We start from the raw sequence: 16356 nt of genomic DNA, 5'->3' as shown, positions 1-16356 counted from the left end.
ACGAGGGCGGCGACGGCGCACCGCTGAACTGCCGCCCTGTGCCGGGCGGTTGTCAGCGGTGCGCGATCACCCCGTCAAAGGACCGTTGTCACTTGATGGCCGTCAGCAGCGGCTCGATCTCTTCGATCGCGTAGGGGATCGACAGGACCGTGTTGAAGGAGAACGCGGCGCCGATGTCCGGGCCCTGGTAGGGCACGAACAGGTCGCGCTTGTCCTGGTTGACCTTCAGCTTCTTGTACAGCGGCTCGGCCTTGATGCGGTCGTTGGCCTCGGTGCTGGAGGTGACCCAGACGAGGCGGTCGACGTCGAGCACGTTCAGCTTCTCGGCGCTGAGCTCGGCGACGTTCCAGCCCGGCTTGGCCAGCTTGTCGATCTCGGGCTTCAGCTTGAAGCCGAGTTCGCTGAAGAAGATCGACTTGGGGTCGCCCTTGGTGAACGCCGAGTACTTGCCGGCCTCGAAGCTGTCGGCGACGGCGAGCGTCAGCTTCGACCATTCCGGGTGCTCGTCACGGGCTGCCTTGAACTGCGCGTCGATGTCGGAGATCAGCTTCTCGGTCTCGGTCTCCTTGCCCAGGGCCTTGCCGATCTGCTTGGTCATCTCCTGCCACGGTGCCGCGTAGTCGGCGTGGTCCTTGGGCTGCGCGACGACCTTGGTGAACTGGGAGAGGGTGTCGTACTGCTCCTTCTTCATGCCCGAGTACTGGGCGATGACCAGGTCCGGCTTCAGCGCCGCGATCTTCTCCATGTTGTACTCGTCGCGCTCGCCGACGATCTCGGGCGTCTCCGAGCCCCACTTGTCCTTGGTCCACGGCCACTTGCCGTACGGGCGCTCCTTGAACCAGTCCACCGCCCCGACCGGCTTGACGCCGAGAGCCAGGACCGCGTCCTGGTCCGACAGGCCGAGCGTGACGATCCTCTTCGGCTCCTTGTCGATCGTCGTGCTGCCGTACTTGTGCTCGACGGTGACCGGGAACGCCGACGAGTTCTTGCCCGCCTCGCCCGACGTCGAAGGCGTCGACTCCGACGAGGAGTTGTCGGTCCCGCCCCCACAGGCGGTCAGAGCGAGCGCGGCGACGGCTGCCACAGCAACTGGGGGAATGTATCTGGCGAACCGCGCCAGCACGGGGCGTGCTCCAGTGGACACGTTGCTTCCTTTCACGGGGTTTCACAGTGCTGCCGCGCCTGCCGGATGCGCGGTGCCACCAGGCTGGGCGCGGCGGTGTGGGGGGTTGGACCTGTTGGGCTGACTAGCGGGAGGTGCCTATCCCGTCGGCGACCGGACGCGCCTCGTCGGACGCGGACTTCAGGCCCCGGTCGAGGACCGAGTCCAGGATCTCGCCGACCCTGATCGAGGTGTTGGACAGCAGGGACGATGTGATGCCGTGGGTGTGCTCGGTGCCGCCCTGCAGATAGATGCCGCAGCGCAGTCCCGGGTCGGTCGCGATGCGGTAGTCGCGTTCGACGCGGACACGGCCCTCGTCGTCGCGGAGGCAGCGGTCGGCGACCTCACCGAGGAGGCCGGCCGGGTCGGCGGGGCTGTAGCCGGTGGCGAAGACCACCACGTCGGCGTCCAGGAGCGTCTCGTCGCCGGTGACGAGGGACTTCACGGTGGCGCGGACCTTGTCCGGCGTCTCCACGACTCCGGTGAGGCGGGAGACGTTCAGGAAGCGCAGGCGCTCGGTGCCGAGGACCTTCTCCTGGTACATCTGCCGGTACAGGTCGTCGATCAGATCGATGTCCACCACGGAGTAGTTGGTGTTGCCGTGGTAGTCCATCAGCCTGCGTTTGACGTTCTCGGGCGCGGCGAAGAACTCGTCGACCGCCTCCGGGTCGAAGATCCGGTTGGCGAAGCTGCTGTCGTCGGCGGGACTGTAGCCGTAGCGGGAGAAGACGGCGCAGACCTCGGCCTCGGGGAAGCGCCGGTGCAGGTAGGCGACGTTCTCGGCGGCGCTCTGCCCGGCGCCCACGACGACGAAGCGGGAGGGCGCGGTGCCCTCCAAACCGTCGACTCTCGCGAGCAGTTCGGAGTTGTGCCAGACGCGGTCGCCGCGCTCCACGCCCTCCGGCATCAAGGGGCGCAGACCGGTACCGATGACGAGGTTGCGGGCCCGGTGGAGCGCGAGGCCCTCCCCCGAACGGACCGTCACATCCAGGTGGTCCACGACCCCGTCGCGCACCACGGGCGTGATGCCGACGACCTCATGGCCGTAGGAGACCATGTCGTCGACCTTGGCCGCGGCCCACTCGAAGTAGTCGTGGAACTCCACCCGCAGCGGGAAGAGGTTCTTGTGGTTGATGAAGTCGATCAGCCGCCCTTTGCTCTTCAGATAGCAGAGGAAGCTGTACTCACTGGCCGGGTTCCGGAGGGTCACCAGGTCCTTGAGGAAGGACACTTGCATGGTCGCGTCGTCGATCAGCATGCCGCGGTGCCAGCCGAAGCGCGGCTGCTGCTCGAAGAAGTGAGCGGTGACCGCTTCCTGCCTGCCGACGCGTGCGTTGTGCTCGCTGAGCGCGATCGCCATGGCCACGTTGGACGGCCCGAAGCCGACCCCTATGACGTCGTGGATCAGTGGTGCGTCGCCAGGAAGAGCCTGTGCCATGTCACTCCCATCGTGCGGGACGGCGGCCCGGTCGGGGCAGCCGTTTGTCTTGCATCGGGAAGTTCTTGGAAGAGGGCGCACCGATGGAGAAGCGGCCCAAAACTTAGGTAAGGCTAAGCTCAGGCCGTGAAACTGTCGATAGGATAAAACGGACACTCGGGCGCGCGCTCCCCGAATGCGCCCCCTCAACGTCCCCTCGAATAGGCGCCATTGACCGCTTAGGTAAGCCTTGCTTTACTGGCGCCGCCCAGTCCCTGTCCTGAGGAGGAACCCCATGCGGGTCGTCATGTTCGGCTATCAGACCTGGGGCCACCGCACCCTCCAAGCCCTGCTGGATTCCGAGCACGACGTGGTGCTGGTCGTGACACATCCCAAGAGCGAGCACGCGTACGAGAAGATCTGGAGCGACTCGGTCGCCGACCTCGCCGAGGAGCACGGCGTCCCGGTACTGCTCCGCAACCGCCCTGACGACGACGAGCTGTTCGAGCGCCTCAAGGAGGCCGACCCGGACATCATCGTCGCCAACAACTGGCGTACCTGGATCCCCCCGCGCATCTTCGGCCTCCCGCGCCACGGCACGCTGAACGTGCACGACTCACTGCTGCCGAAGTACGCCGGCTTCTCCCCGCTGATCTGGGCCCTGATCAACGGCGAACCCGAAGTGGGCGTCACCGCGCACATGATGAACGACGAGCTGGACGCCGGTGACATCGTGCGCCAGGAGGCCGTGCCGGTCGGACCGACGGACACCACGACCGACCTCTTCCACAAGACCGTCGACCTCATCGCCCCGGTCACCATCGGCGCGCTCGACCTCATCGCCTCCGGGAAGACCGAGTTCACCAAGCAGGACCGGTCCCAGGCGAGCTTCTTCCACAAGCGGTCCATCGACGACAGCCGCATCGACTGGAGCTGGCCGGCGGAGGACCTGGAGCGCCTGGTCCGTGCCCAGTCCGAGCCGTACCCCAGCGCCTTCACCTTCCACAAGGGCCAGCGACTCGAGGTGCTTGCCGCGGTCGTGTCCCAGGGCCGGTACGGCGGCACGCCCGGGCGCATCTTCTACCGTGAGGGCGACGGCGTGGTGATCGTCGCCGGCGCCGACGCCCGCACCGGCCGCAATCCCGGCCTGGCCATCACGCGCGTACGGACCGAGGACGGCCAGGAACTGCCCGCGACCAAGTACTTCACCTCCATGGGCGGCTATCTGACCAACCGCCCCTGACACGTCGGCCCAGCCCCCACCGCGGTATCGGGGCAGGGCTGAACGCCGCCGTGCGGGCCACTGGACGGTCAGTCGACGTCGATGCCGTGGCGGAATCGGGCGCGTCGACGGTGGGACCGACGCAACCGTCCTCATCCTTCGAATTCCTGCGGGTAGGGACAACACGTGCGTCATCACGCTGCCGAGACCCTGCTGCCCGTCAACACGACACTCGCCGTCGCCTTGGCCGTCCTGCTGCTCGCAGGCGCTGTGGTGGCCGCCCACTTCCGGCTGTCCCCGGACGACTCAAAAAGGCGCGCTCGCGAGATCGTGACGGCGGGGGCACGGGCGACGGTGCAACTGGCCGCGGTATCCCTTGTGATCGGCTGGGCGGTTCACGACACCGCAGCTCTCTTCGGCTTCCTGTTCCTCATGTTCGCCGTCGCGACCCGCACCGCCGGACGGCGCATCACCGCCAACCACACCTGGTGGTGGGCCGCCCTGCCGATCGCGGCTCCCGTCGTACCCGCCATCACCGGGCTGGTGGCGGCCGGTCTGCTGACCGTGCCCGGCATCGCCATCATCCCCGTGACCGGCATCCTCATCGGCGGCGCACTGACCGCGACGGTGCTCGCCGGCCGCCGCGCGCTGGACGAACTCACCCAGCGGCACGGCGAGGTCGAGGCCGGTCTGGCGCTCGGCTTCCTGGAGCGCGACGCCCGTCTCGAAGTCGCCCGTGGTGCCGCGTCCGACGCCCTGCTTCCGGCCCTCGACCAGACTCGCACCGTCGGTCTGGTCACACTGCCGGGCGCCTTCGTCGGCATGCTCCTGGCCGGTGCCTCTCCCGTACTCGCCGGCGCCGTCCAGGTCTTCGTGCTCATAGCACTGCTGGCCGTGGAGGCACTGTCCGTGGCCCTGACCGTCGAACTCGTGGCCCGCCGCAGGCTCCATCGCCACGAGGCAGAGGAACGCAAGCCGGTGCGGCCGGTACGAGAGCCCTGATCGACCTGACCGATCCCGGACCCGCGAGAAACAGTTCCGGTCAGGCCAAGCCCAGCAATGTGCATGCGTCGGAATCCTTGCAATGTGCCACCAGAGAGGGAATTCACCCATGGGTTTGCCGGCCGTCGACGTCTCCCCCACACCGGATCGCTCACCCCTTCACCCTTCGGAAGAACTCCGGGGCAGCACAGTCGTCGTGAAGTACGGCGGCAACGCCATGGTGGACAGCGGCCTTCAACAGGCGTTCGCCCACGACGTCGTGGAGCTGTGGCACGCGGGCCTGCGCCCGGTCGTCGTGCACGGCGGCGGACCGCAGATCAGCGCGATGCTCGACCGCCTCGGCCTCGAGACCCGATTCGAGGCAGGCCTGCGGGTGACCACTCCGGAGACCATGGAAGTGGTCCGCATGGTGCTGACCGGCCGGGTGCAGCGGGAGCTTGTCGGCCGCATCAACGCCCATGGACCGTTCGCCCTCGGCATGACGGGCGAGGACGCGCACACGCTGACCGCCGTACGACGGTCGGCCTGGGTGAACGGCAGCCCGGTGGACATCGGTCTCGTCGGCGACATCGTCGAGGTGAACCCAGGGGCTGTCCGCCTGCTCCTGGAACAGGGGCACATCCCCGTCATCTCCCCCGTGGCCCGCGGTACGGACGGGCAGATCTACAACGTCAACGCCGATCTGGCGGCGTCGGCCCTGGCCGTGGCCCTTGGCGCCGCGCGGCTGGTGGTCCTCACCGACGTCGAGGGGCTGTACGCCGACTGGCCGCACAGCACCGAGGTCATCGAGCGCCTTACAGTCGCCGAACTCGACCGTCTGCTGCCGGAACTCGCGAGCGGGATGCTGCCGAAGATGGAGGGGTGCCTGAAGGCCGTGCGCAGCGGTGTACGCGGGGCGCACGTGCTCGACGGTCGCGTACCGCACGCGCTGCTGAACAGCCTCCTCGGCGGAAACAGCCCCGGCACCACGGTGGTTCCTGACAACGTGGCGGGCGACGGGCGCGGCGCCGCGTGACCGCCCATGACGCGGAGGTTCAGTCCGTGCGGCCCTCCTCGCCGACCTCGTGTCCGGCAGCTGCGCTGTGGTGAGCATGCCTTCGGGACCGGACACCGACCAAGCGGCATCGAGGCGACGGACGTGGCGCCTCTCCCCCTCCCCGACCGCATTCGTTCCCGCGCCACGCTCGCGGGCTCGTCGGCTCCCGTCGCTGCACTGATGCGCGCCTGGGCGCCCTGCTCACCCGGACCGGACGCCACGGGCGAGCATCAAACCGACGACAGACTCCGGCCGAGGATCCGTGCGCCTCGCCGGGGGTCGAGGGACTGCACCCAGGCGGGAGGTGCCAGGCATGCGCTCGCCGGCGTGAAGCCGTACCGCAGGAAGAGCCCGCCACCGCCGGTCGTCGCCGTGAACAGCGCCCCCAGCGACTGCGCGCGAGCACGCGCCAGGACGGCCCGCAGAAGCCGGGCTCCCACCCCGCAGCCCTGACTGTGCCGAGCCACACAGAAGTTGTACACAACACCGGCCGGACCGCGGTCACCCTCCGGGCCCGAGTGGTGAACGCGCAGGCCCACACACCCTTCCAGGGACCCGTCGGACGCCTCCACGACGAGGAAGTCCGACGCATGGGCCGCGTACAGCGAGACGGGCCGCTCGCGCAACGCTCCCGATCGCACGAACGGCAGGGACAGAGCGGCGAGTTGGGGAGCGTTCTCCGGCCGCGCGGGGCGCAGTGCGGAGGTCGCTGAACCGAGCACATGCGACAACGGCGGAGCAGAAAGCGGCGTGTCCGTGATCAAGGCTTTCCTTGGATGAGGGGCTTTGCCCCAGTGTGATCAAGTGCGTACGTAGTCCTGGACCCAGTCCCTGCGCCCGCTCAGGGCACCCGCTTCCCCGTCTCCTCCCCGTCGACGTACGTCCCCACCACCTCGATGTCGCCGATGCGGGAGACATCGACGCGCCGGGGGTCGTCACCGAGCACGACCAGGTCGGCGCGCTTGCCCGGGGTGAGACTGCCGCGGCTGTCCTCCCAGTGGCAGGCGAAGGCGCCGGCGACGGTGTAGGCGTGCAGGGCCTCGTCGACGGTGATGCCTTCGTCCGGGCCGATCACCTGGCCGGACTCGGAGGCGCGTTCGGCCATGAACTGGATGGCCCGCAAGGGGGATCCGTCCGTGACGGGGCGGTCGGAGCTGCCGACGAGCGGGATGCCGTGATCCAGGAACGCCTTGCCCCGGTAGAGCCACGGGGCCCGTTCCTCGCCCATGATCGCCGCGTAGTCGTCGCCGAAGTAGCGCAGGAAGTTGGGCTGGACGACCGCGCTGAGACCGAGGTGCGCGAAGCGCGGCAGCTGGTCGGGGCGGATGAGGCCGGCGTGTTCGATGCGATGCCGGGCCGCGGGGCGGGGCCGGAGGCGTTGCGCACGCTCCAGGGCGTCCAGGGCGACATCGGCCGCGCGGTCGCCGATAGCGTGGACCGCGAGCTGCCACCCGGCGAGGTGGCCGTCCACGATCGTGTCCGCCAGCGCGTCGGGGTCGTCCTGCAACTGGCCCGTGTGGTCCAGCCCTTCGTACGGGCTGCTCAGCGCCGCGGTACGGGCCATCATGCCGCCGTCGGTGTAGATCTTCAGCGCGCCCACGGAGAGCCAGTCGTCGCCGAACCCGGTGCGCAGGCCGAGGTCGAGGGCCCGGGGGATGCCGTCGTCCTTGTGGGCGGCGACCGGGCGCAGTCGGTCCGCGGACACCATGAGCTGCACATGCAGCGGCAACAGGCCCTTCTCGCGGGCGAGTTGGTAGGCGCCCAGCTCGACGGGGGTGTGGCCGAAGAGGGTGCCGCCGATGCCCGCCTCGGCGCAGGCGGTGACGCCTTCGGACAGGCAGGTCCGGGCAGCGCGGCCGATCGCCTCGGCCAACTCCTCCTGGGAGTACGGCAGGCGCAGCGCGCGGGCGGCGCCCATGGCGCCCTCGGCGAGGAAGCCGTTCTCGTGCGGGATGTCGGCGGGGAGCAGGTCGAGCACGGCGCTGTTGACGACGCAGCCGTGTCCGGAGTCGTGCATGATGTACAGCTTGCGGCCGTGGCTGACGTTGTCCAGCTCGGCCGCGGTCAGGTGGCGGCCCAGGGCCCGCTGGTCGTATCCGGCGATGCTCACCCAGCCGCCGGCGGGCGAGGACTGCCGACTGACGGCCTCCTCCACGACCGCGAGCACGTCGTCGATCCGCGTGCGGCCCGCGATGCTCGGGGTGTTCTCCTTGAAGCCGGTCCAGGCCAGGTGCACATGGGCGTCGATGAACCCGGGCAGCACGGTGGCGCCCTGCAGGTCGATCACCTCGCGCGCGGGCAGGGAGGTCACGGCCTCGTCCAGACCCACGATCCTGCCCTGCCAGATGCCCAGGTCGTGGGCGACCGGGTGGTCCGGATCCATGGTGAGGAAGCGCGCGTTGGTCAGCCTGGCGCTCAGCATCAGCGGGGTCCCCCCTTGGTGTCGGCCAGCATGGCGGTGGGCTGATCGACCGCGTCCTCGAAGGTGGGCCGCTTGGGGGCGGCGGGCACCATCAGCGGCGTACCGGTCTCCGGGTCGTCGATGATCCGGCAGGGCAGGCCGAAGACGTCCTCGACCAGGTCGGCGGTCATGACGGACGCCGGGTCTCCTTCGGCCGCGATCCGGCCGCCGGCCCGCATCACGATGAGGTGGGTGGCGTAGCGGCACGCCTGGTTGAGGTCGTGCAGGACGGCGACGACGGTGTGTCCCTTGCGGGCGTGCAGGGCGGCGCACAGGTCCAGCACCTCGACCTGGTGCGCGATGTCGAGGAAGGTGGTGGGTTCGTCGAGCAGCAGGATGGGGGTCTGCTGGGCGAGCACCATGGCGAGCCAGACGCGCTGGCGCTGGCCGCCGGAGAGGTCGTCGACGGGCCGGTCGGCGAGTTCGAGGACGCCGGTCTGGCGCATCGCCTCGGTCACGGCGGCCTCGTCCTCGGCGGACCACTGCTTCAGCAGCCGCTGGTGCGGGTAGCGTCCGCGGGCCACCAGATCGCCCACCGTGATACCGCCCGGCGCGGTCGACGACTGCGGCAGCAGGCCGAGCCGGCGCGCGACCTCGCGGGAGCGGTACGACGCGATGGCGGCGCCGTCGAGATAGACCTGTCCCGTCCGGGGTTTGAGCATCCGTGCCAGCGCCTTGAGCAGGGTCGACTTGCCGCAGGCGTTCGGTCCGATGATCACCGTGAAGGAGCGGTCGGGGATGTCGACGCCGAGCCCGGAGGCCACGGTGCGCTGGTCGTACGTCAGCGTCAGGTCCTCGGCGCGCAGCCGGTGCGCCTGGGGCGCCGGGGTGTTCGTCGCTGTCATGCGCGGCTCTTTCCTGCTCATGCGCGGCTCTTTCGGGACTCGGTGACCAGCAGCCAGATCAGGTACAGCCCGCCGATGGTGCCGGTGGCCGTGCCCACGGGGAGGAGGGTGGGCGCGAACAGGCGTTGCACCGCGAGGTCGCTCGCGGTCAGCAGCACGGCGCCCATGAGCGCGGTGGGTACCAGGGCGGGGCCGGACGCGCCGGTCAGCCTGCGGGCGAGCTGGGGCGCGGCCAGGGCGATGAACCAGATGGGGCCCGTGACCGCCGTGGCGAACGCGGCGAGGGCCACGCTGATGACGAGCAGCGCGGTGCGGGTGCGGGCCACGTCGACGCCCAGCGCGGTGGCCGTGAGGTCGCCCATCTCCACCATGGACAGACGGCGGGCCAGTACGAAGGCGATCGGGAGGAGGACGACGACGGCGAGGCCGATGGCGTTGGCCTGGGTCCAACCGCGGTTGTTCAAGCTGCCGATGAGCCAGGCCTGCGCCTCGATCGCCTCCTGGAAGGTGGCCCGGGTGATCAGGTACGAGTTGACGGCGAGCAGCATCGCGCTGACACCGATGCCGATGACGACCAGCCGGAACCCCTGCAAGCCGCGCCCGACCATGAGCAGGGACACCGCGGCGGCGGTGGCGAGGCCGCCGATCAGGGCGCCGATCGCGATCTGGGTCATGCTGCCGTGCATCACGATGATGACGGTCAGGGCGCCGACCGCCGACCCGTTGGTGAACCCGATGACGTCGGGGCTGCCGAGGGAGTTGCCGGTCAGGCTCTGCAGGATCCCGCCGCTGACCGCGAGCGCCGCGCCGACGCACATCGCGGTCACCAGGCGCGGCATGCGCAGGGTGTTGACGATGAAGTCGGCGCCGGGCGACCCGTTGCCGGTGAGCGCCTTCAGGACCTCTCCGACGGAGAGGGCGAAGTCCCCGGTGGTCAGGCTGATGCCCATGACGACGACCAGCACGGCGAGCAGGACGGCCGTCACGGCCACGGCACGCCCCTGGATCCGCAGCGAGACTCCGCCTCGCCCGGTACGGACGACGAACCCACTGATGACCCGCGCGGGCGCGGCGCCCTTGTCGCCCGGGGACTCCTCGGCGGCGGAGGATCCTGCCTCCCGTACGGCACTCACAGCATGACCAGCTTTCGGCGACGGCACAGCGCGATGAACAGGGGGCCACCGAGGAACGCGGTGACGATTCCGACCTGGACCTCGCCCGGCGCGCCGAGCACCCGGCCCAGCACGTCCGCGCCGATCAGCAGCACGGGCGCGAGCAGCATGGAGTACGCGAGCACCCAGCGCTGGTCGGGGCCGACGATGAACCGGGCCATGTGCGGTACGGCCAGGCCCACGAAGCTGATCGGTCCGACGGCGGCGGTGGCGGCGCCGCACAGCAGCATCACCGCGATGGCGCCCAGCACTCGGGTCCGGGTCACATTCACGCCGAGCGCGCGCCCCACCTGGTCTCCCAACGCGAGTGCGTTGAGCGACGGGGCGAGGGCGAGGGCGATGATCAGGCCCACGGCGACGAAGGGCAGGACGACGTACACGACGTCGAGGTAGCGGCCGGTGAGCGCACCCACCGTCCAGAAGCGGAACTGGTCGAAGGCGCGCGGCTTGATCAGCAGCACCGCCGAGCAGAAGGCGTAGAGCACGGCCGTCACGGCCGCTCCCGCGACGACCAGACGGTCGGGCGTGGCCAACTTCCGCCCGGAGGAGCCCAGTAGGTAGACCACCACCGATGTGACGGCCGCGCCGGCGAGCGCGAACCAGACCTGGCCGACGACCTTGCCCACGCCGAGGTACGCGATGGCGATGACCACGCCGGTGGCGGCTCCCTGGCTCACGCCCAGCAGGCCCGGGTCGGCGAGCGGGTTGCGGGTCAGCGCCTGCATCAGCGCGCCGGAGAGGCCGAGGGCGACTCCGATGAGAAGCCCGAGAAGGGTCCGGGGGATGCGGTAGTCGTGGATGATGACCGAGGCTTCCGACCCGTCAGGCTGCCACAGCAGGCTCCAGGTCGAGGTGAACGGAATGCCTCTGGTTCCCACCCACACGCTGACCAGTCCGACCAGGACCAGTGCGGCGAGGGCGAGCAGAAGGCCCGCGGCGCGCAGAGCCGCCGTGGTCCGTCGTACTCCGGGAACGACCGGGCCGGTGGCCTGGTCCTCGGACACCGCCTGGGCTTCGACCGACAACGACAACTCCCCCTGGCGGCGGCTCGCTACTTAGGGGAGCCTAACCGTGGCGGGCCGGAGGGTCAACGCGCCGGTCCGCAAACGAAGTAGAGGAGGCGGGCAGGACCTGAGGCGGCCACACAGGCAACACCAAGGGGCAGGATTTTTAGACTAGCCTTACCTAACCACCTGACCTTCCGCGGAGGTACCGCATGCCAGTTGGAGGACCTACGGGGGGCCACGTCCTCCGTGGAGCGATCAGAGACCAGCGGCGGCGCCTCGTCGCGGCGTCGCTGCTCGGCATGACCCATCAGGCGTGCGAGGCCATGGTGCCCGTGGTCATCGGCGTGATCATCGACGAGGCGGTGGCCACCGGCTCCACCGGCACCCTGTGGCGCTGGCTGCTGCTCCTCGCCGTCCTGTTCTTCGTCCTGTCCACTTGCTATCGGACCGGAGCCCGGATCACGGAGGGGGCGGGCGAGAAGGCCGCGCACCACCTCCGGCTCCAACTCGGCACCAGGGTGCTCGACCCACGCGGCGGCGCGGACGCCGACCGGCTCCCCGGCGCGCTGACCAGCATCGCCACCAACGACGCCAAGCGCGTCGGCTCGGCCGTGACCGTGCTGCCGTACGGCGCCGCCGCCCTCGCCGCCCTCGCGATCAGCGCGGTGGCGCTGCTGCGCATCTCGGTGCCGCTCGGCCTGCTCGTCCTCCTCGGCATCCCGCCCCTGCTGTGGCTGGGCCACCGCATCAGCCGCCCGCTGGAACAGCGCAGCGAGACCGAGCAGGAGCGTGCTGCCCACGCCTCCGGCGTCGCGGCCGACCTCGTCGCCGGGCTGCGCGTACTCAAGGGAATGGGCGCCGAGTCGGCCGCCGTGACCCGATACCGGCACACCAGCCAGGACTCGTTGGCCGCCGCGTTGCGGTCCGCCCGGAGCCGGGCCGGGCACGAGGGTGCCGTCCTCGCCCTGACCGGTGTCTTCATCGCGGCCATCGGCCTGGTCGGCGCCTACTTGGCGATGCGCGGTTCCATCAGCGTCGGCGACCTGGTGGCGGCGGTGGGACTCGCCCAGTTCCTCCTCGGCCCCTTCCAGCTGCTCACCTACGTCAACGCCGAGTTCGCCCAGGGCCGCGCCTCGGCCGGCCGGATCGCCGAGGTGCTGGCGGCGCCCGCCGCCGTGGAGCCCGGCGCCGCCACGCCCCCGGACCCGGTCGCCGGCGGCATCCGGCTGCGCGGTGTCGCGCTGGGCGCGCTGCGCGGAATCGACCTCGACATCGCCGCCGCCAGCCTCACCGGCATCGTGACCAGGGACGCGGCGGCGGCGAACGACCTGCTGCACTGCCTGGCGAGGGAGACGGACCCGGCCGAGGGCGTGATCGAACTCGACGGCGTCGCTCTCACCGGCCTGGATCCCGACGAGCTGCGCCGCATGATCCTGGTGGCCCCGCACGACGCGGACCTGTTCGAGACCAGCCTGCTGGACAACGTACGCGCCGGAGCCGACACCGAAACGACGGACATCGAACCGGCCCTCACCGCGTCGGCCGCGGACGACGTCGCCCGGCTACTGCCCGACGGCGCGGACACCGTACTCGCCGAGCGCGGCCGGTCCCTGTCGGGCGGCCAGCGGCAACGCGTCGCGCTGGCCCGGGCCTTGGCCGCCGACCGTCCTGTGCTGGTCCTGCACGACCCGACCACCGCGGTGGACACGGTGACCGAGTCCCGGATCGCCGCACGGCTGCGGGAGGTCCGGCGCGGCCGTACCACGATCCTGGTCACCACCAGCCCCGCGCTGCTCGCGGTGACCGACCGGGTCGTGGTGCTCGACGAGGGCACGGTCACCGCCGACGGCAGCCACGCCGAACTCGTCGCCGCCGACGAGACCTACCGTGCGGCGGTGCTGGCATGACGTCCGCGCACGGCACCGAAGCGAGCGCCACGGACCGCACCGACGAAGGAGGGACCCAGAAGACGATGAGCGACGCCGGCCCCGCGAACCGCACCCTCCTGCCCACCGCCACCGGCGCGGAGACCCTGTCCGCACTGCGCACCGTGCTGCACGGCCACCGGCTCCTGGGCGTGAGCGCCATGGGCGTGCTGGTCGCCGGAACCGCCATCGGCCTGCTGACCGCGCCCCTGCTCGGGCACGTCGTCGACCTGGTCGTGGAACAGGAAGGCACACACGCGCTGATATGGCCCACGGTCCTGCTCATCGCGGTCGCCCTCGGCCGCGGTGCCGCCACCGCGGTCGGCAGCGCGCTCGTGGCCCGGCTCGGCGAAACCGTACTCGCGGCCCTGCGCGAGCGATTCGTCGAGCGGGCGCTCGGACTGCCACTGGAACGTGTCGAGGAGGCCGGCTCCGGTGACCTCGTCTCCCGGGTCACCGGCGACGTCTCCGTGATCACGAAGTCGGTGCGCCAGGCACTGCCGGAGTTCACCCGCTCCGCGCTCACCATCGTCCTGACACTCCTCGGACTCGCCGTACTGGACTGGCGGTTCCTGCTCGCCGCCCTGCTGGCCATGCCCATCCAGTTTCTGTCCGTGCGCTGGTACCTGCGTCGGGCAGCTCCCGTGTACGCGGAGCACCGGGTGGCCTCCGGCGCGCTCCAGCACCAGCTCCTCGACAGCATCGGCGGCGTCCGCACCGTACGCGCCTTCCGGCTGAACCGCGTGCACGCGGGCCTCCTGGAGCAGCGGTCGCGGGCCGCCGTCGACCTCGCCCTGCGCGGCATCCACACGGTGACCGGGTTCTTCTCCCGGCTCAACCTCGCCGAGTTCATCGGGCTGTCGGGAGTACTGGTCACCGGCTTCCTGCTGGTCGACAACGGGTCGGTGAGCATCGGCACGGCGACCGCGGCGGCGCTGTACTTCCACAGCCTGTTCAACCCGGTCAACGCCACACTGTTCCTGCTCGACGACGCGCAGTCGGCGGGTGCGAGCCTCGCCCGGCTGGTCGGTGTCTCGAACCTCGCCGGCGAGCCGGAGCCCGACGGCCGGGCCGCGCCGGTGGACGGCTCGGTGAAGGTCTCCTCGCTCGACTACGCGTACGTGTCCGGCCATCCGGTGCTGCGCGGCATCGATCTGGAGGTGGGCAGCGGGGAACGCATCGCCCTGGTGGGCGCGAGCGGGGCCGGCAAGACCACGCTGGCCAAGATGATCGCCGGCGTCCACCAGCCGTCGGGCGGCACGATCACGCTGGGCGGGGTCGACGCCGGTGAACTGGGCCCGGCGGGCATCCGTCGCACCGTGACGCTCATCAGCCAGGAGGTCCACGTCTTCGCCGGCCCGCTGGCCGAGGACCTACGGCTGGCCCGCCCGGAAGCCACCGACGAGGAACTGCGAGCTGCCCTGGCGAAGGTGGGTGCCCTGGAGTGGGCGCAGGCGCTGCCCGACGGGCTGGCGACGGTCGTCGGCGAAGGCGGGCACCGGCTGACGGTGACTCAGGCACAGCATCTGGCGCTCGCCCGCCTGGTCCTGGCCGACCCTCCGATCGCCATCCTGGACGAGGCCACCGCCGACGCGGGCAGCGCCGGAGCGCGCGTCCTGGAGACCGCGGCTCTCCAAGCCCTGGAGGGCCGTACGGGCCTGATGGTGGCGCACCGCCTGCCGCAGGCCGCGACCGCGGACCGGGTCGTCGTCCTCGACGAGGGCCGGCTCGTCGAGACCGGAACGCACGAGGAACTGGTTGCGGCGGGCGGCCGCTATGCCGCGCTGTGGGCCGCGTGGTCGGACAGCAGGCAGGGAGCGGAGGGCAGAGTGGAACAAGGGGCCGCGGAATCGTGACGGGCGCCGTGTCCCTGCTTCTCCACCACCCTCTCGATCCACACACGCCTCTCGATCCACACACGGCTGAGATGCCCGCACGGTGCCTGCCTGGCCTGATCGCCTCGCCGACCAGGTAGGCGAACGCGCAAGGGAGCAGCGCTGACGACCGCGGCCAGAGGTCTGGCACAGCCCCCGACCCGCGGCCGTGGCCGTGACCGTGCCAGCGATGGGCGCGCCCAGGCCGGGACCCGGCCGCAGCTGCTCGACTTGGCCGCGCGCACGCCCCCCGACATGGACGCACCATGGCGCAGCCAACAGGTCGACCCAGCGCTGGCCGCGCCCACGCGCATCCGCCCACGTGACCTTCGCTGCCGCAAGGCCGATACTTCCGACAGCAGCGTTCCCCGCCGACCGCCACCGGACCGCAAAGATCGACTACTGACCTGCCCCACTCTGACCTGCAAAAACACAAGCTCTGAGTCCACCTGCCAGCCACACCAGGAGGTACCCATGAAGATGCTGATCAACGTCTCGTAGTTTGGTGCGGCCGCAGGTCAGGACCATGCTGAGGGCATGTTGGTCAGCAAACTCCCAGCATGAGTCAGGAGACGTGTACGTTGGCGACCCAGCTCATACGCGGGATGGGCAGTTTCTTCAAGAACTGCGCCTGCGCTCGGCAGAACCGCTGCTCTCACCCCTACGCCATTCGCTATCGCGATGCGACAGGCCGCCAATGCGAGGAGACGGGCTACTCGACACAGCAGTCCGCGCTGGACCGGTTGAACAAGATCTACGAAGAGAAGCGCAGTACTCCGCGCCAGCAAGCCGACCTCAAACGTGAAATCGGCAAGCAACGCTTTGGCTCGTACGCCTCCACGTGGTTCACCCGACAGCGCCACTACGCGCCCGGCAGCGTCCGCTCAGTCAACCAGGTCCTCAACAGCCAGGTGCTGCCGGTCCTCGAATCCCGCCGGATGAACACCTTCACGTCGACTGTCGTCGAAGACTTCATCATGTCGATGGAGGAACGTTCCGTCGGACTGGCCGCGCAACAGAACGCCTTCGACACACTCAAGAAGATCGTCCTCGACGCTCGTCGCCGCGGTGGCATCACAGAGGATCCCTTCGACGGGGTCGTGGGGGGGGGGGGGGGGGGGGGCGGGGGCGGCGGGGGGGGGGGGGGGGGGGGGGGCCGGCGGGGGGGGGGGGGGGGCGGGGTTCAGGGGTAGCGGCCACTCCCCTCCGCGCGACCCCACTCCGCTCAGTCGT

At 70.3% G+C, this 16356-nt stretch carries 13 protein-coding genes; 6 read left to right on the top strand and 7 right to left on the bottom strand.

Features of this window, described 5'->3' with window-relative positions; translation table 11 throughout:
• Positions 1–88 precede the first annotated feature (88 nt).
• Both ACIREI_RS03260 and ACIREI_RS03255 read right to left on the bottom strand, forming a co-directional pair.
• Positions 89–1144: an iron-siderophore ABC transporter substrate-binding protein gene (locus ACIREI_RS03260; RefSeq protein ID WP_403326780.1), complete on the bottom strand. Its 1056-nt coding sequence runs from the start codon at positions 1142–1144 to the stop codon at positions 89–91.
• 103 nt (positions 1145–1247) lie between these two features.
• Positions 1248–2600 (bottom strand): lysine N(6)-hydroxylase/L-ornithine N(5)-oxygenase family protein, encoded by a 1353-nt coding sequence (locus ACIREI_RS03255; RefSeq protein ID WP_403326778.1) that lies wholly within the window; start codon positions 2598–2600, stop codon positions 1248–1250.
• A 274-nt stretch (positions 2601–2874) separates the two neighbouring features.
• Between ACIREI_RS03255 and ACIREI_RS03250 the strand changes: the two genes are divergently transcribed.
• The 3 genes from ACIREI_RS03250 (at position 2875) to argB (ending at position 5818) form a co-directional block, all read left to right on the top strand.
• Positions 2875–3822 (top strand): methionyl-tRNA formyltransferase, encoded by a 948-nt coding sequence (locus ACIREI_RS03250; RefSeq protein ID WP_403326776.1) that lies wholly within the window; start codon positions 2875–2877, stop codon positions 3820–3822.
• Positions 3823–3987: 165 nt separating this feature from the next.
• Complete coding sequence (locus ACIREI_RS03245; RefSeq protein WP_403326774.1) at positions 3988–4803, top strand: ABC transporter permease; 816 nt, start codon at positions 3988–3990, stop codon at positions 4801–4803.
• Between the two features lie 109 nt (positions 4804–4912).
• The gene (gene argB, locus ACIREI_RS03240) at positions 4913–5818 is read left to right on the top strand and encodes an acetylglutamate kinase (RefSeq protein ID WP_403326772.1); all 906 of its coding nucleotides are present in this window, start codon (positions 4913–4915) and stop codon (positions 5816–5818) included.
• A 251-nt stretch (positions 5819–6069) separates the two neighbouring features.
• On the opposite strand, the gene ACIREI_RS03235 is transcribed toward argB, so the two are convergent.
• From ACIREI_RS03235 to ACIREI_RS03215, 5 genes are all read right to left on the bottom strand, one after another.
• Positions 6070–6570, bottom strand: a complete 501-nt coding sequence (locus ACIREI_RS03235; protein WP_403326897.1) for a GNAT family N-acetyltransferase — start codon at positions 6568–6570, stop codon at positions 6070–6072.
• 110 nt (positions 6571–6680) lie between these two features.
• A complete protein-coding gene (locus tag ACIREI_RS03230) occupies positions 6681–8261 on the bottom strand; it encodes an amidohydrolase (protein ID WP_403326770.1) in 1581 nt (526 codons plus the stop codon).
• Positions 8261–9145 carry an ABC transporter ATP-binding protein gene (locus ACIREI_RS03225; protein WP_403326769.1) on the bottom strand — a complete coding sequence of 295 codons (885 nt, stop codon included), beginning with the start codon at positions 9143–9145 and terminating at the stop codon, positions 8261–8263. Before ACIREI_RS03225 ends, ACIREI_RS03230 begins: the two co-directional genes overlap by 1 nt.
• A gap of 17 nt (positions 9146–9162) precedes the next feature.
• Complete coding sequence (locus ACIREI_RS03220; protein ID WP_403326767.1) at positions 9163–10278, bottom strand: FecCD family ABC transporter permease; 1116 nt, start codon at positions 10276–10278, stop codon at positions 9163–9165.
• Positions 10275–11342: a FecCD family ABC transporter permease gene (locus tag ACIREI_RS03215; protein WP_403326765.1), complete on the bottom strand. Its 1068-nt coding sequence runs from the start codon at positions 11340–11342 to the stop codon at positions 10275–10277. The genes ACIREI_RS03220 and ACIREI_RS03215 overlap by 4 nt, the downstream gene beginning before the upstream one ends.
• Positions 11343–11533: 191 nt before the next feature.
• Here ACIREI_RS03215 and ACIREI_RS03210 point away from each other — a divergent pair, with 191 nt between their 5' ends.
• The 3 genes from ACIREI_RS03210 (at position 11534) to ACIREI_RS03200 (ending at position 16316) form a co-directional block, all read left to right on the top strand.
• Positions 11534–13231, top strand: coding sequence for an ABC transporter ATP-binding protein (locus tag ACIREI_RS03210; protein WP_403326763.1), 1698 nt, complete (start codon positions 11534–11536; stop codon positions 13229–13231).
• Entirely contained in the window at positions 13228–15105 is a 1878-nt protein-coding gene (locus ACIREI_RS03205; protein WP_403326761.1) for an ABC transporter ATP-binding protein, read from the top strand. Before ACIREI_RS03210 ends, ACIREI_RS03205 begins: the two co-directional genes overlap by 4 nt.
• A 578-nt stretch (positions 15106–15683) precedes the next feature.
• Positions 15684–16316, top strand: coding sequence for a hypothetical protein (locus ACIREI_RS03200; protein WP_403326759.1), 633 nt, complete (start codon positions 15684–15686; stop codon positions 16314–16316).
• Positions 16317–16356: the final 40 nt, after the last annotated feature.

Source organism: Streptomyces sp. NPDC093591, assembly GCF_044764885.1.
GTDB lineage: Bacteria > Actinomycetota > Actinomycetes > Streptomycetales > Streptomycetaceae > Streptomyces.
Note: the sequence above shows the minus strand (reverse complement) of the source record. Positions and strands in the feature narration are given on the sequence as shown.

Bases quoted from the DNA above. Each gene is read 5' to 3' on its own strand.
- ACIREI_RS03255 (WP_403326778.1), bottom strand. From the start codon at position 2,600: ATGGCACAGGCTCTTCCTGGCGACGCACCACTGATCCACGACGTCATA.
- ACIREI_RS03250 (WP_403326776.1), top strand. From the start codon at position 2,875: ATGCGGGTCGTCATGTTCGGCTATCAGACCTGGGGCCACCGCACCCTC.
- argB (WP_403326772.1), top strand. From the start codon at position 4,913: ATGGGTTTGCCGGCCGTCGACGTCTCCCCCACACCGGATCGCTCACCC.
- ACIREI_RS03230 (WP_403326770.1), bottom strand. From the start codon at position 8,261: ATGCTGAGCGCCAGGCTGACCAACGCGCGCTTCCTCACCATGGATCCG.
- ACIREI_RS03225 (WP_403326769.1), bottom strand. From the start codon at position 9,145: ATGACAGCGACGAACACCCCGGCGCCCCAGGCGCACCGGCTGCGCGCC.
- ACIREI_RS03210 (WP_403326763.1), top strand. From the start codon at position 11,534: ATGCCAGTTGGAGGACCTACGGGGGGCCACGTCCTCCGTGGAGCGATC.
- ACIREI_RS03205 (WP_403326761.1), top strand. From the start codon at position 13,228: ATGACGTCCGCGCACGGCACCGAAGCGAGCGCCACGGACCGCACCGAC.
- ACIREI_RS03200 (WP_403326759.1), top strand. From the start codon at position 15,684: ATGAGTCAGGAGACGTGTACGTTGGCGACCCAGCTCATACGCGGGATG.